Annotated in this window: 13 protein-coding genes and 1 pseudogene; 8 read left to right on the forward strand and 6 right to left on the reverse strand. The window is 33.8% G+C overall.

The features are described 5' to 3' along the window. Nucleotides 1–11: 11 nt before the first annotated feature. Nucleotides 12–362, reverse strand: a complete 351-nt coding sequence (locus tag MKS83_RS15280; protein ID WP_240580367.1) for a hypothetical protein — start codon at nucleotides 360–362, stop codon at nucleotides 12–14. Between the two features lie 151 nt (nucleotides 363–513). Between MKS83_RS15280 and MKS83_RS15285 the strand changes: the two genes are divergently transcribed. The 6 genes and pseudogenes from MKS83_RS15285 to MKS83_RS15305 all read left to right on the forward strand — a co-directional run bounded on the left by MKS83_RS15285 (nucleotide 514) and on the right by MKS83_RS15305 (nucleotide 7,424). Next, a complete protein-coding gene (locus MKS83_RS15285) occupies nucleotides 514–708 on the forward strand; it encodes a hypothetical protein (protein ID WP_100377639.1) in 195 nt (64 codons plus the stop codon). 123 nt (nucleotides 709–831) lie between these two features. Continuing rightward, nucleotides 832–1,875: pseudogene (locus tag MKS83_RS15290) on the forward strand (PA0069 family radical SAM protein). 164 nt (nucleotides 1,876–2,039) lie between these two features. Next, entirely contained in the window at nucleotides 2,040–3,560 is a 1,521-nt protein-coding gene (locus tag MKS83_RS15295) for a vitamin K epoxide reductase family protein (RefSeq protein ID WP_240580368.1), read from the forward strand. A gap of 119 nt (nucleotides 3,561–3,679) precedes the next feature. Continuing rightward, entirely contained in the window at nucleotides 3,680–3,871 is a 192-nt protein-coding gene (locus MKS83_RS22350) for a bacteriocin-like protein (protein WP_410678717.1), read from the forward strand. A gap of 63 nt (nucleotides 3,872–3,934) precedes the next feature. Further along, nucleotides 3,935–6,130, forward strand: coding sequence for a peptidase domain-containing ABC transporter (locus MKS83_RS15300; protein WP_240580369.1), 2,196 nt, complete (start codon nucleotides 3,935–3,937; stop codon nucleotides 6,128–6,130). Then, nucleotides 6,120–7,424 carry an HlyD family secretion protein gene (locus MKS83_RS15305; RefSeq protein ID WP_240580370.1) on the forward strand — a complete coding sequence of 435 codons (1,305 nt, stop codon included), beginning with the start codon at nucleotides 6,120–6,122 and terminating at the stop codon, nucleotides 7,422–7,424. The genes MKS83_RS15300 and MKS83_RS15305 overlap by 11 nt, the downstream gene beginning before the upstream one ends. Nucleotides 7,425–7,516: 92 nt before the next feature. Here MKS83_RS15305 and MKS83_RS22355 read toward each other — a convergent pair whose 3' ends face one another. The 3 genes from MKS83_RS22355 to MKS83_RS15315 all read right to left on the reverse strand — a co-directional run bounded on the left by MKS83_RS22355 (nucleotide 7,517) and on the right by MKS83_RS15315 (nucleotide 10,373). Then, a complete protein-coding gene (locus tag MKS83_RS22355) occupies nucleotides 7,517–7,684 on the reverse strand; it encodes a bacteriocin-like protein (RefSeq protein WP_410678719.1) in 168 nt (55 codons plus the stop codon). Between the two features lie 226 nt (nucleotides 7,685–7,910). Beyond that, nucleotides 7,911–8,861: an isopenicillin N synthase family dioxygenase gene (locus tag MKS83_RS15310; protein WP_240580371.1), complete on the reverse strand. Its 951-nt coding sequence runs from the start codon at nucleotides 8,859–8,861 to the stop codon at nucleotides 7,911–7,913. A gap of 120 nt (nucleotides 8,862–8,981) precedes the next feature. Continuing rightward, entirely contained in the window at nucleotides 8,982–10,373 is a 1,392-nt protein-coding gene (locus tag MKS83_RS15315) for an RCC1 domain-containing protein (RefSeq protein WP_240580372.1), read from the reverse strand. A 270-nt stretch (nucleotides 10,374–10,643) separates the two neighbouring features. On the opposite strand from MKS83_RS15315, the gene menD reads away from it, so the two are divergent. Then, complete coding sequence (menD, locus tag MKS83_RS15320; protein WP_240580373.1) at nucleotides 10,644–12,320, forward strand: 2-succinyl-5-enolpyruvyl-6-hydroxy-3-cyclohexene-1-carboxylic-acid synthase; 1,677 nt, start codon at nucleotides 10,644–10,646, stop codon at nucleotides 12,318–12,320. 50 nt (nucleotides 12,321–12,370) lie between these two features. Here menD and MKS83_RS15325 read toward each other — a convergent pair whose 3' ends face one another. Then, nucleotides 12,371–12,997 carry an aminotransferase class IV gene (locus MKS83_RS15325; protein ID WP_240580374.1) on the reverse strand — a complete coding sequence of 209 codons (627 nt, stop codon included), beginning with the start codon at nucleotides 12,995–12,997 and terminating at the stop codon, nucleotides 12,371–12,373. Beyond that, nucleotides 12,981–13,958: an aminodeoxychorismate synthase component I gene (locus MKS83_RS15330; protein ID WP_240580375.1), complete on the reverse strand. Its 978-nt coding sequence runs from the start codon at nucleotides 13,956–13,958 to the stop codon at nucleotides 12,981–12,983. Before MKS83_RS15330 ends, MKS83_RS15325 begins: the two co-directional genes overlap by 17 nt. A 47-nt stretch (nucleotides 13,959–14,005) precedes the next feature. Between MKS83_RS15330 and MKS83_RS15335 the strand changes: the two genes are divergently transcribed. Beyond that, nucleotides 14,006–14,728 carry a hypothetical protein gene (locus MKS83_RS15335; RefSeq protein WP_240580376.1) on the forward strand — a complete coding sequence of 241 codons (723 nt, stop codon included), beginning with the start codon at nucleotides 14,006–14,008 and terminating at the stop codon, nucleotides 14,726–14,728. The last annotated feature ends 34 nt before the right edge of the window (nucleotides 14,729–14,762 follow it).

Below are 14,762 nucleotides of genomic sequence, written 5' to 3' on the forward strand. Positions count from 1 at the left end.
TTTATATATATTTAAAAATTATAATCGTCAATTTCTTCTACAGGAATACTTCTTAAAAAGTTATCGAATTCTTCACCAGGATAATTGCTGTCGGCTCCGTAGGAATCAATAATCATCCCATGATTTCCCATATTGTCTTTTACTACATAGAGTACGGCGTTGTCGTCCGGGTTGCTGTCTCCCTCAAAACGGTAAGTTTTTAAGATGACCAATTCTGAAGATTCATATTTTTTTTCTGAGTCTTCAAACTTCATTTCTCCCTGATCATTCATTCTCAGTTCTTTGTCAATTCCTCTTTGTCTCAGTTTTTCCATTACCTGGCTCAGTGTCACCATTCTGTCTATATTGTCTGCGTTTTCCATAATGTTTTTTCATAATCACTACAAGAATTAAACCATTTATACCTGTAATATGACTATTTGTGCCAAAACCAATGTTAACAAAATTTATAATTTGAAAAATAATAATAGGTATGCTTTTTGTAATGAATATATAGAAATTAAATAACAGAATATGAAAAAAGAAGTTGGAGTATTACTGGCAGGAGGAGTTGGTTTTTTGGCAGTATTGAGTTTTATCGGAATTAAAAAAATATTGACTAAAAAGGATAAAAAATATAATGATATCTACTCAGATTATCACAGACATTTTGATGGAAAAAATCATGATGAAGATTATCATGGAGTAGAATTTTATGCATTGAAGTAGTAAAAGAATATATTTAAATTATGTTTAAAACCGGTCCTTTTGAAAGGGTCGGTTTTTTTGTGGAAAACTTTAGTGTTAAAACTCATTATTTTCAGAAAATTCCATTCTAATTTTACATTTGAAATGCAGAACGAAAATAGTATAAAAGGTCAGGGTGCACAGCGAAATGTTATCAATCGTTTCGACAGATATACCTTTGAACCTGATGATGAGGATTTCGAAATGGTAAAAACAACTTTTACCGAAGTGTTTCCGAAGACTATTGTAAATCAGGTGAAAAGTGAAGATCTACCGATGGAATATTCTATGAATCCTTATCAGGGGTGTGAACATGGATGTTCTTATTGTTTTGCAAGGCCTACTCATGAATATTGGGGATATAGTGCCGGAATTGATTTTGAAAGAAAGATCATGGTCAAAAAAAATGCTCCTGAGCTTCTGGAAAAATTTTTCCGTAAAAAAGGATATAAACCTGCGCCTATTTTGCTTTCAGGAAATACGGATTGTTATCAGCCGGCGGAAAGGCAATTTGAAATTACCCGGAAGATGTTACAGGTTTGTTTGGGTTACAGACATCCTGTAAATGTTCTGACAAAAAATGCTTTGGTTTTGCGGGATTTGGATATTCTAAAGCCTTTGGCCGAACAAAATCTGGTTTCGGTTTCATTGAGTATTCCAACCATAAATGAAGATCTGCGAAGAAAAATGGAGCCCAGAACAAGCTCTTCGAAAAACAAACTGAAAGCTGTAGAAATTCTTTCTGAAAATCATATTCCCGTGAATGTAATGGTCGCTCCCATTATTCCCGGATTGAATAGTGACGAACCTTTATCGATTTTAAAAGTTATTTCGGAAGCAGGAGCTAACAGCTTTGGATATACTTTGGTACGGTTAAATGATACTGTAGAACCAGTATTTGTGCGCTGGATCGAAACCTGTTTTCCTGATCGTGCTCAGAAAGTTTTAAACCTTATTCGGTCAATGAGAGGAGGGAAGCTTGGAGAAAAATGATATTTCGACAGACAAAAAGGAGATGGAAATATTGCTGAAATGATTCATAATACTTTTAAAATCGGCCGAAAGAAGTTTTTTGATGGGAAAGAGTTCCCAAAATTATCTACCGAAAACTTTACCGGAACTAAGGAGCAGCAGTTGAGGTTGTTCTAAATTTATTCAAAATCAATTATTTACTCAAATTTCTTAAAATTAACACAGAATAATTCCTTTATTTTGGAAATATTTTGAATGAAAGCAGTATATTTATCCGATGTACTTCTTGAATGAGATAGGACAGAAGTAATATTATACCATGATAAATTACAGAACTATTTATGAATTTTGAAAAACTAATAGACTATTTCAAGCTTGATAAGCAAGAATTTTATTTTCAGTTTAGCTCTCATCCTAATTATCCGTCAGCTTTGGCTTTCAGTGATACCTTAAACTTTTTGGGATTGAGGAATGATGCCTATGAACTAGATAAAGAATATTGGGATGAACTTCCGGAAGAATATATAGCTGTGGTTGACAATTCTTTTTCTTTGGTGAAAAAAAAGGGAGATCAGTTTACGGTATATTCTGATAAGATAAAAAATGTAACAAAAGAAGAGCTTTATAAGAATTCAAGTGATTTTATACTTCTTTTTGAAAAAACAGAAGCCGCAAAATCGAATTCATCCTTCAATTTTAAGCCCGTTATTTATTCTATATTCGGATTAATTATTTTATATTCTTTGCTTCAGTTTAGCTGGTATGAAAGTGTTTTTAATATATTGTCTTTAGCGGGAGTTTATATTTCATTGGAGCTTTTTAATCAAAAATTCGGACAGGAATCTGTGATCGTGAATAATATTTGTGGAGCAGGAGCCAAAAGTTCTACTCAAAGTGCATGTTCAAAGATTTTTTCTTCTGATAAGACTAATGTTTTGGGATTAAAATTGTCAGATTTCAGTCTGGTGTATTTCTTAGGGATTACTTTTATGGGACTTATTTTTCCTGACGCACAGTTTGTTTTAAGAATTACAGCTTTAGCTTCTGCATTTGTAATTTTGTACTCTTTGTATATTCAGTTGTTTGTAGAGAAATCTTTCTGTAGAGTTTGTTTTTTGATCATATTTATTTTGTTGTCTCAGATTGCAATAAGTTCGGTATATTTTAGCTGGGGAGTTTCTTTGGCAATCATTTTTATCAGTGCTATAGTGTTTGCTTCATTGTTTTTTACAACGGCTTTTTTCAATAATTTACTGAATCAAAAAGAAGAGCTTAAAAAATCCAATGCTAAAAACCTTAGATTTAAAAGAAACTATGATCTTTTTAAAAGAGAACTTTTAGATAAAGAAAGAGTTGAATTTACAGATAACAATACTTTTTTCGTCGGAAATAAGGAAGCTAAACTTCATCTTTCTGTTGTTTCTAATCCGTATTGTGGATTCTGTAAAGGAGCTCACAAGATAGTAGAAAACTTACTGCAGCAGTATCCTGATGATATTTCAGTCCAGATGAGGTTTAATTATTCTCCAGATGAAAAAAATGAAAAATTCACTCAATTGATTTCTGATTTTATGTATGTCTATAAAAATAAGCCTGAACAGGAGTTTGTAAACTTGGTTGAGTATTGGTTTGAGACAAGGGATGAAAGCAAAGTAAGACAGAAAGCAGGAATTGAATCCAGCCATGAAAATCTCAGTCCGGTTGTCAATATGTCTGTTGAAAATAAGAATGCGGGAATTAATTTTACGCCTATTATTTTAATCAATGGTTACCAATTCCCGGATAAATATGATAGGGAAGATATTCATTATTTTATTGGTGAATTGATGGAGGATGAGGAAATTACTTTTGTACTAACATAGGTTTTAACTTTTTTTAACAAAACTGTTTACAAAGATTAAAATATTTCATTTATATTTGAAATAAACAAAGCGGTATCCGAAAAGCTGATAGAGTAGGAGACAAATTAACTAAAATTACTATGAAAAATTTAAAAAAGTTATCAAGAGAAAATCTTAAAAATTTAAAAGGAGGGGATAGATTTGATATATGTCTAGATATTCGTGATACGAGTAGTTGTTATTCTTCTTATGAGGAATGTAGAATGTATTCAGGTAGTGGCTGCTCAAACACTATGGAATTTTGCGGGCAGACCTTATATTGTATCTGGTAATTATCTTTTAAAAAATATCTTAAATTAAGGCTGTATTTTATACAGTCTTTTTAATATAAAGCGGTGAAAAAAAAATTTCCCTTCTATAAACAACCCGACTCCAAAGATTGTGGTCCAACCTGTCTCAGGATTATTAGCAAACATTATGGCAAGAATATTTCTCTGCAACAAATTCGTAATTTATCTGAAACAACAAGAGATGGCAGTAGTTTATTAGGATTAAGTGATGCTGCTGAAGACATGGGATTTCGGTCTTTAGGCGTTCAGGTGGATTTTGAAACGCTGGCCGTTGAGGTTCCGTTTCCTTGTATTGTTCACTGGAATAAAAATCATTTTGTTGTCGTTTATAAAATTGATAAAAACAACCATGTATATATTTCCGATCCAAGCTACGGACTTATTTCTTACACAAAAGAAGAATTTATTACACGATGGATTGGAGAAAATGCCAATGAGAAAACAGAAGAAGGGATAGCACTTATTCTTGAAACAACACCGGCATTCTTTCAAACCGAATTTGATGATCAGGAAAGTAAGGCCAGTTTCTCTTTTCTTTCAAAATATCTTTTAAAATATAAATCGCTTGTTATACAGTTGGCGATGGGATTGTTGGCGGGGAGTTTACTTTCTCTTATTCTTCCATTCCTGACTCAAAGTATTGTAGATGTCGGGATTCAGAATCAAGATCTGAGTTTTATCTATATTATACTTTTAGCTCAGATTATGCTCTTTCTGGGAAGAATGGGAATTGAGGTTATCAGAAGCTGGATTTTGCTCCATCTTTCGACAAGGATAAATATTTCCATTATCTCAGATTTCTTTATCAAATTAATGAAACTTCCTATCAGTTTCTTTGATACCAGAATGACGGGAGATATTATGCAGAGGATCAATGACCATCACAGGATTGAACAGTTGCTGACCAGTTCTTCGCTAAACACTTTGTTCTCATTGGTCAATCTTATTATTTTCAGTATTGTTCTGCTATTTTATGATTACAGGCTGTTTATTGTATATTTTATTGGAGCTGCATTGTATATAGGCTGGATAACATTCTTTCTTAAAAAAAGAAAAGAGCTTGATTATAAAAGATTTTCTCAGGTTTCTCAGGAGCAAAGCAAAGTTATTGAGCTTATTAATGGAATGCAGGAAATAAAAATGCACAATGCCGAAAAGCAAAAACGATGGGATTGGGAGTTTTTACAGGTAAAACTGTTTAAGCTTAGAATAAAATCTTTATCATTGGAACAATGGCAGTCAGTAGGAGGAAATTTTATCAACCAGATGAAAGACATTCTGATAAGCTTTTTATCTGCTAAACTTGTACTGACAGGAAACCTAACTTTAGGGATGATGCTTTCAGTACAGTACATTATTGGGCAGCTTAATAGTCCTTTGATGCAATTAATTGACTTTATCAGGCAAACTCAGGATGCCAAAATCTCCCTTGAAAGATTAGGAGAGATTCATGATAAAGAGGATGAAGAAAATAAGGACGAACAATATGTGACAGAAATTCCTCAACAGGATATTGAAATTTCGAATATGTCGTTCAGATATGTTGGTTCAGATCAATATGTTTTTGAAAACTTGAGCTTAAGTATTCCTTATCAAAAAACTACAGCTATTGTTGGAGCCAGTGGAAGTGGGAAAACTACACTCCTGAAATTATTAATGAAGTTTTATGAACCCAATGAAGGGGAGATAAGAATAGGCAATACCCAAATGGGAAATATTTCTCCTAGGTTCTGGAGAGATCAGTGTGGTGTGGTAATGCAGGAAGGATATGTATTTAATGATACGATTTCCAATAATATTGCGGTGGGAGAAGACTATGTGGATAAAGTAAAACTGAGAAGATCTGTAGAAATTGCAAACATTAAAGAATTTATTGAAAGTTTGCCTCTCAGTTATAATACTAAAATTGGTAATGAAGGAGTGGGAATTAGTGGAGGACAAAGGCAGAGATTATTTATTGCCAGAGCGGTGTATAAATCTCCGGAATATATTTTCTTTGATGAAGCTACAAGTGCGTTGGATGCAAATAATGAAAAGGTAATTATGGAGAATCTCGAACAGTTTTTCAAAGGGAAGACTGCGGTTGTTATTGCGCACAGATTATCTACTGTGAAGCATGCCGATAAAATTATTGTATTGGATAAGGGAAAAGTAGTAGAAGAGGGAAGTCATGCTGAATTGGTGGCTTTGAAAGGAGAATATTACAGACTTGTAAAAAATCAATTGGAACTTGGAAACTAAAAAAGACGTTTTAGACAATATAGAACTACGCTCGGAGAGCGTTCAGGATATTCTTACACAGCCTCCTCATTGGATGATCCGATGGGGAAACACAATTTTTCTCACCATATTAATAATGATATTGATGATGAGTTATATCATCAAATATCCTGAATTCGTTCCGGCCCCTATTGTAGTGACTTCTCAAAATCCTCCGGAGAAAATTGAAGCGAGAAGCAGTTCAAAAATTGAAAAAATATTTATAAGAGATCATCAGAAAGTTAAAACCGGTGATATTCTTATGGTTTTACAATCGGCGGCAAATTATGAGGATATCCTAAAGCTTAAAAAGATCGTGGATACCATTGCTTCAAATCATTTATCATCTTTTCCGGTGCATGAAAGTTCTTACTTCAAATTAGGAGAACTTCAGGGTGAGTATAATAATTTTGCAAAAGCTCTTCAGGATGAGAATTTATTTACCAGACTTCAGCCTTACGCTCCTGAAAATTTGGCGGCTAATCAGAGTATTGTAGAATCTAGAAGCAGGATCTCTACTTTAAAACAACAAAAAAACCTTGAGACCTTAAAATATACACTTACAAAGAAAAATTATCAACGGTCTCAAAAGCTTTTTAATCAGGGGGTTATTGCGGCGGTAGAATTGGAAAATGAAAAAATAAAATATCTTCAGGCCCAACAGAATTTAGAGAATATCAATATTTCCATATCCCAAATGGAGGAAAGTATTTCTAATCTAAACAAGACAAAAAGCGGTACAGCTATTAATACCGAAAAAGATAAAATAAACTATTCTTCTCAGACTTTGCAATTGTTTGAGCAGCTTAGGAAGTCTTTAAAACAATGGGAGCAAACCTATCTTATTACTTCTTCAACTAATGGTGTTGCCAGCTTTCAACAGTTTTTTGGTGTTAATCAGTTTGTAAAAACCGGAGATCCTATTGTTTCTATTTTACCGGATAAAAAGGAAGCTTTGGTAGGGAGAATGTCTGTACCTACAGTGAATTCAGGAAAAATTATCGCAGGAGAAAAGGTATTAATAAAGCTTGATAATTATCCTTATCAGGAGTTTGGTATTATTGAAGGTAAAGTTCAAAATATTTCACTTATTCCGGATGCAGAAGGGAATTATTATGTAGATGTTATTCTCTCTAAAGGACTGAAAACATCATACAATAAAACTTTAAAATTTGATAAAGAATTAAGAGGAAATGCTGAAATCGTAACGAAAGATTTAAGGCTCATTGAAAGGATATTCTATCAGATAAGAAAATTATTAGGCTATCAAAGTTAAAACAGATTTGGCTGGTCCTGACAATTCAAAAACATTAAAGAAAAACCGCTCCAAAGGAACGGTTTCTTTTTATTAAGCGTATTGAATTTCAATTAGATTGAATTATCCGGACATTTGAAGTCGTCGCTACATGCAGCGCAAACAATTGTCCCATCCGGACATGCATACATGCAAAATTCAGGTTCTGTAGGTGTTTTGATTCCTCCTGCTCCAGTAATCGTTTTTAGTTGGCTTTTGTTTAATTTCTTTAAATTTTTCATATTGTTTTAGTTAAAAGTTTGATACTAACGTAAAGGTAATCAAAAAACTAATAACTCAAACAAATGTGGAATATTTTGTAATTAAATTTTGTTCAATAATTAAAATTAATGTATACAAAAGCTTGTAAAAAAACTTGGTAAGAGTGAGTTTTGAAAAATACAAAAAGATTGTGGAAGAAAAACTTTAATTAAAAAAAAACGGGTAAAATACCCGTTTCATTATTTGTTATTTTTTGATCAATCCTAATTCAATTAATCTTTCATGTAAAAATTCTCCTGCAGTAGTGTCTTCGTACAATTTAGGATTGTTTTCATCTACACAATTTTCAAGAGCATTTAAAGACATTCCACTTACTGGATGCATAAAGAAAGGAATTGAATATCTTGAAGTTCCCCATAATTCTCTTGGCGGGTTTACCACTCTATGAATGGTAGATTTCAATTTGTTGTTGGTATGTCTGGAAAGCATATCTCCAACGTTAATCATCAATTCGTCCGGTTCTGCAATCGCATCAATCCATTCTCCCTTATGATTTTGAACCTGAAGGCCTTTTCCCTGAGCTCCCATTAAAAGAGTTATTAAGTTGATGTCTCCGTGCGCAGCTGCTCTTACAGCATCATCTGGCTCTTCTGTGATTGGAGGATAATGAATAGGTCTTAAAATTGAATTTCCTTCTGCAATTTTGTCGTCAAAATAAAATTCATCCAGTCCAAGATGCAGTGCCAAAGCTCTCAAAACATACTGACCTGTTTTCTCAAGCATTTGATAAGCTTCCTTACCTACTTCGTTGAATTTTGGCAGTTCATCAACGATTACATTATCAGGATACTCGCTCTTGTATTTTGAATCATCAGACAGATACTGCCCGAAATGCCAAAATTCTTTCAAGTCTCCTTTTTTGAAACCCTTTGCGGTTTCTTTTCCGAATCCTACATAACCTCTTTGTCCACCAATTCCCGGAATTTCATACTTCTGTTTCGTTTCCGTTGGAAGTTCAAAAAAGTTTTTAACTTCTCCATACAATTCACTTACCAGCTTATCATCTAAGAAGTGCCCTTTTAAGGCAACAAATCCGATTTCTTCATAAGCTTTTCCGATTTCATTTACAAATTTCTGTTTGCGTTCCGGTTCACCCGAAAGGAAATCACGCAGGTCTACACTAGGTATTTTATCCATTTTTAGAAATTTACGAGTTGCTAAATTACAGATTTTTTACATACAATTATGTTTTCATTTATGTTAATGAAATAGTGGGAGGTTCGATGTTATGCAAGTAAAAATAAGCTTCTTTAATTCTTATTTTTTAATGAATTTTGAATTATAGAACGTTTTATCTTTCTTTTCAAGTCTTATCATATAAGTGCCTTTTGTGAGGTGTGAAACATTCACGGAACTTCCGGATACGTTTTCTGATAATACTTTTCTCGCACTCATATCGTAGATAGAAACTTTTTCAATAGGAATATTTTGTGCCCATGAAATTTTATCTACAGTAGGATTTGGGTATAATACAAGATTGGATAATTCTTTATCATTTTCAGAGGTAGAGAGTGACTCACATTGAAAAATGAGTGTAGGAGTAGTGTAAGAGGTATATACTCCATTATTAAATACGCCTCCCCACGCCCAAACAGTATTGTCTGCTCTTAAGGCGTAATTGCCGCAGCCTCCAGCAGCGACTTTTACCCAGTTAGAATCTGTGCCAACCTGTACAGGAGAAAGCGAATTAGGCGGTACAACTATTGTTCCAGATGTATCCCAGCAGCCTCTTCCCCATCCCCAGAGAGTTCCATTACTTTTTATTCCTATTGTATAAGATGTGCCCGCTGCTACGTCTTTCCAGGTATCGTTCCCAATTTGCACGGGAGTTTGTACGAGTTGGCTAGTTCCATTTCCCACGGCACCATCAATATTGTCACCCCATCCCCATAAGGTATTGTTTGTTTTTATCGCAAGTGTAAAATCATTCACAGATGAAGAAACCTTTTTCCAATCTGCCGTTGTTCCTATTTGGGTTAAATTAACAACGCAAGTTCCATTGGCCAAAAGTGGAGCTCCAACGGAGAATTTGTCATTTCTGCCTCTTCCCCAAAGAGTTCCATTGCTTTTGATGGCAAAAGTTCTGGCGCCTCCGGAAGCGATGTCAATCCAATCGTTATCAGGACTAAGCTGTACAGGCTGTTTATAAAAATCATTTGGATATGGAGCTGCTTCAGCACTTGTAAGTTCACATGCAGAATTATTTCCCCATCCCCAAAGAGTTCCGTTGTTTTTCAGTGCAATAGTATGGGCGTTTCCGGCTTGTGCTTTCACCCAATCAGTACTAGAGCCTACTTGTACTGGGGTTAATTTGTTTATGATTGTACCGTCTCCCAACGCTCCTCTGTCGTTTCTGCCCCAGGTATATATTTTCCCATCATCACTTACTGCAGCCGCATGATTGATGGAGGGATATATATTAACGAATTTTGGTGTTGTCGGGCGAAGCCACGGGGTATTTTGAGTTTGAGTTGTTCCATTTCCTACCTGTCCATAAGGATTTTGCCCCCAAGTATAGATTTTTCCATCATTAGTAAATATAGATAATGTGTAATATTTAAAAGATATATCAGTTACACAAAGGTTGCTTTGTGAGTGCAGAAATTGAAATGATCCCAACATTGCCAGGAGATAGTAAACTTTTTTCATAGTCTAGTTTTTGATTTGCTTGTAAATAATGAATTTAAAGTAATAAAAATCTCACCATCGTGATATTTTTTTATGTAAATATATGAAATTTGGTATTTTTCTTATCAATATTTGTGAAATTTAAGGTGTTGGGTTCGAATGGAATAATCGGTATCGAAAACGCTTTGTTTTTTTTAGCCAATACTGAGCATTAATACATTTAATTGTATGAAAACCAAAACACCTCCCAAATCATTTTACAGTTAAGTAATTATGAATTAAATTTGTCGTATGAAAAAATATTCTTCTAAAAGAAGTATTCAGATACTCGCACACCTTCTTCAACAATATGGAATTTCAGACGTAGTTATCTCTCCGGGATCAAGAAATGCTCCTTTGGCGATTCATTTTTCAGAAATGGATAATTTCCATTGTTACAGTATTGTAGATGAAAGAAGTGCTGCTTTTGTAGGAATGGGAATGGCAAAGAGTGAGAAAAAGCCGGTTGCTATTACCTGTACAAGCGGATCTGCTGCGGCCAATTATTATCCTGCCATTACAGAAGCATTTTATCAGAATATTCCTCTGTTGATTTTAACGGCTGACAGACCTACGGATTTTGTAGATCTTTTTGACGGACAGACCATAAGACAGAACAATATTTTTCATCAGCATTCATATGGCGATTTTCAGCTTTTGGAGGACAGCAAGGAAAACGCAGAAGACCAGAATTTTGAAACCATTAAAAAGGCAATTGAGCTTTGTTTTGAAAAACAAGGTCCGGTTCACATTAATATTCCTTTGGAAGAACCATTATATGAATTGGTTTCTGAGCTTCCTACTTTTCCGACAGTGGAAAAAACAATTAAGCACAAAGAATATGAGATTCCATCCAATTTAATTGCAGACTGGAATACCTCTCAACGAATTATGCTTTTGGTAGGAACAAGAGATTACAGCCCTGAATTGGAAAATCAGCTGACGCAATTGGTCAAAAATCATTCTGTAGTGGTATTGAGTGAGGCTAATTCTAATCTGCATCACGAAAAATTCTTTAAACATATTGACCGTTATATTTTTAATTTCACGGAGCAAGATTATAAAACCTATGCTCCGGATTTGTTGATTACAGTAGGTCAGAATGTCGTATCAAAAAAAGTAAAGCAATTTTTAAGAAACGCACATCCGAAGCAGCATTGGCATCTGGATGAGGTTTGGCAGCCGGATACTTATTTTTCTTTAACTGAAAAAATTGAAGTAAAACCTGAAGTTTTCTTTGCCAAACTCTTGAAATTTGTCAGCCTTGAGCCTAAACCTTATTACAATCTTTGGGATGTTTTGAGGGATAAAAAGGATGCCAAACATGAGTTGTTTCTGAACAAGATCGATTTTTCGGATTTCTATTTCTTTAATAAAGCTTCTCAAACGATTCCGGAGAATTATAATATCCATTTCAGTAACAGTTCGGCAATAAGATATGCACAGCTGTTTGATTTTGGGAAAAATAGAATTTACTGTAACAGAGGAACCAGTGGAATTGACGGTTCTACTTCTACAGCAATGGGTTTTGCTATTAAAAATGCTAATCCGACTTTACTGATTACGGGAGACTTGAGCTTCTTCTATGACATCAACGGACTTTGGAATCAATATATTCCTCCATTTGTAAGAGTGATTATTTTTAATAACGGCGAAGGAAATATCTTTAAAATCATTCCGGGGCCCGGAAATGCAAATCCCAATACGTTAGATGAATTTATCGCTACAAAACACCATAAGAATGCAGAACATTTAGCCAAGCATTTTGGTTTTTCTTATATCAGAGTTGAAGATGAGCTTACCCTTGACAGAGTAATGGAGAATTTCTTCAAAGCAGATACGCAACCGAAAATTTTGGAAGTCAATACATACGGAAAAAACAGTGCAGATATTCTGAAAGCTTATTTTGAATTTATGAAAGAAGAATAAACATACCTAAATAAAAAGCCTCAGATTTTAAAATACTGAGGCTTTTTATTTTAGATATCCAGATATTCTTCATTGTCGGGAAGATTGATAATTCTGTCGATAGGATAGACAAACATATCATCAAAATCATTCAGAGCATTAATCAGCTGAAAGTGCGAAAACTGTTTAATGTTTTGGAGAGTGATCTCTGTCTCTTTTATTTTTTTATGTTTCAGTAAATTTTGTCTTTGTACTCCGTTCAGGAGATAGGTAGAAGGGGTAAACCAGTCTTTTCCTTTCAAAAACAGAAGGTTAGAGAAAGAGGTATCTGTAATATGGTTGTTTTTTACAATAATGATTTCTTCGGCTTTAGCTTTCATTTTCATCTTGTCGAGCTCTTTTCTGTCCTCAAACTTGAAAGAATAATCGTAGCTGTTGTTTTCTACCAATTGAAAATCGGCTATTTCGGGAATAGCATAAGGAATCATCTGGGTACGCACTTTTTTATCAAGATCATACACGAGTCTAAGCTTGAAAAGGCCATCCTCATCATGTTCAAGATGGTTATATATTTTTTTCAGATCAATAGAGCCTTCTTTTCCAAAATGTGAAAAAGTCTGATTGATACGCTTTTGATGAAATTCCAGAAGAAAAATTTCCTGATCTTCTACTTTAATGCTCTCAATGAATTGGGACATATATTTTGTTTTTCATTTCCTGATATTCGTCTTCTAATGTACTCATGTGCGTTATTCCGCCTCCGCTTTTGAAATAAAGATTTTCACCTTCCTTCTCAATAAAACGTATCATTACACAGCTGTCAAGGTTTTTCCCATCAAACCAGCCGCAAACTCCTGTGTAATATCCTCTTGTATATCCTTCCGCGCTAAGGATGATTTCTAAAGTTTTGGGTTTGGGAGCGCCTAATATAGAGCCGGCGGGAAGGAGTGTTTTCATAATGCTGCCTACCTTTCCATTAAACTCAGGTTTTATAAGTCCTGAAATTTCAGAGCTCATGGCAAATAAATCTTTTTGTTGTGTTTTTATAAAATCAATGTATTGAAACTTATCTACTTTCACATCATCAGCTACCATGCTCAGATCATTTCTTAGTAAATCCACTACGGTGTAATGCTCGGCTTTTTCTTTTTTATCATTCTTTAAAATTTCAGCGGCATTATCCAAAGAAGCATCAATTGTTCCTTTCATAGGATAAGTCATGATTTTCCCGTCAATAATCTTCACAAAAGTTTCAGGAGAAAAAAATACAAAAAAATCTTTATAAAAAACCTTGTATTTGGCATTTGAATGATAAAAAATTTCTTCAAGTGTTAAATTCGTTTCAATTTTGGTTTTTCGGGTATAATTAACAAGATACGAGTTTCCTAAACGAATATTTTTCTGAACTTCATTAAATCCTTTTTCAAAGCTTTCCTGAGTTTCCGGAAAAGATATCCATTCCATTTTTTTATTGAGTTCTGAGACCTTTTCTGTGTTTGAAAAGTTTTGAAAATCAATAAGTAAACCAGATTCTTTAATGTCGCCTTCTTTAAAGACCTCCACATTCTCGCCAAGAAAATCGATGATGAAGAAATAAGGAACCTTCTGAAGAGAAAGTTCGTCCATTTCCATAAATTTTTGATGATTCATTGAAAACATTCGACAAAAGTAATTATTGATGTTTACTTTTGCACAAAATTTTTTTGATGCAGAACAAATATCCACAGAAACCGGGAATTGATTTTATTTTGAAGCAGGCTTTTTTCTATTGGAATAAGACATTGGTTTTTCAGCTGATGTTTTCCATCATTTATTTTGCTGTTTTTTTTACGTCGCTTTTTTTCTTTGCCTCTAAATATGGAATTTGGGATCAGCAACAGGAATTGATGGATGCTTTCAAAATAAGTACAGAAGCGTATATTAAAAAAGCTGCAGAATTAGGAGCAACAGAGAATTCTCTATATTTCAGATATGCATTCTTAGGAACTCTTGTTTTCCTGTATCCTTTAAATATTGGACTTTTCCAGATTTTCAAGAAAATAGATTTGAAAGAGAAATTAGAGCTTTCTGACCTGTTTGTCGGATATAACGGGCTCAATTTTTTCAGATATATATCCTATGCATTATTTTGGTTTATGGTGTATGCGATAGTTTTTGGGACATTTATTTTACCTACTGTATGGGTTTGCATTACACTATTCGTGGCACCGCTTATGTTCTTTGACAACAAAAGAAGTTTTGAAGCCATATCTTTAAATTTTAAAGTGCTAAAAAGCTATTTTGTTGAAATTTTTGTATGCATTATTGTTGCTTTCCTTTTCAAATACATTGGTTTTGCTGTATTTTTTATCGGAGGTCTTTTTACGTTTCCATTCTGGAATGCAATGATCTATTCACTTTATAAAACTGTTTTTACGGATAAAAGTTAAATTTTCAGATACTTAACCTTTGTTTTATCAAAAA

This window comes from Chryseobacterium sp. Y16C (assembly GCF_022488405.1).
GTDB classification, from domain to species: domain Bacteria; phylum Bacteroidota; class Bacteroidia; order Flavobacteriales; family Weeksellaceae; genus Chryseobacterium; species Chryseobacterium geocarposphaerae.

Bases quoted from the DNA above. Each gene is read 5' to 3' on its own strand.
- MKS83_RS15285 (WP_100377639.1), top strand. From the start codon at position 514: ATGAAAAAAGAAGTTGGAGTATTACTGGCAGGAGGAGTTGGTTTTTTG.
- MKS83_RS15280 (WP_240580367.1), bottom strand. From the start codon at position 362: ATGGAAAACGCAGACAATATAGACAGAATGGTGACACTGAGCCAGGTA.
- MKS83_RS22350 (WP_410678717.1), top strand. From the start codon at position 3,680: ATGAAAAATTTAAAAAAGTTATCAAGAGAAAATCTTAAAAATTTAAAA.
- MKS83_RS15325 (WP_240580374.1), bottom strand. From the start codon at position 12,997: ATGTCCCAATTCATTGAGAGCATTAAAGTAGAAGATCAGGAAATTTTT.
- MKS83_RS15335 (WP_240580376.1), top strand. From the start codon at position 14,006: ATGCAGAACAAATATCCACAGAAACCGGGAATTGATTTTATTTTGAAG.
- MKS83_RS22355 (WP_410678719.1), bottom strand. From the start codon at position 7,684: ATGAAAAATTTAAAGAAATTAAACAAAAGCCAACTAAAAACGATTACT.
- MKS83_RS15295 (WP_240580368.1), top strand. From the start codon at position 2,040: ATGAATTTTGAAAAACTAATAGACTATTTCAAGCTTGATAAGCAAGAA.
- MKS83_RS15315 (WP_240580372.1), bottom strand. From the start codon at position 10,373: ATGAAAAAAGTTTACTATCTCCTGGCAATGTTGGGATCATTTCAATTT.
- MKS83_RS15330 (WP_240580375.1), bottom strand. From the start codon at position 13,958: ATGTTTTCAATGAATCATCAAAAATTTATGGAAATGGACGAACTTTCT.
- menD (WP_240580373.1), top strand. From the start codon at position 10,644: ATGAAAAAATATTCTTCTAAAAGAAGTATTCAGATACTCGCACACCTT.
- MKS83_RS15310 (WP_240580371.1), bottom strand. From the start codon at position 8,861: ATGGATAAAATACCTAGTGTAGACCTGCGTGATTTCCTTTCGGGTGAA.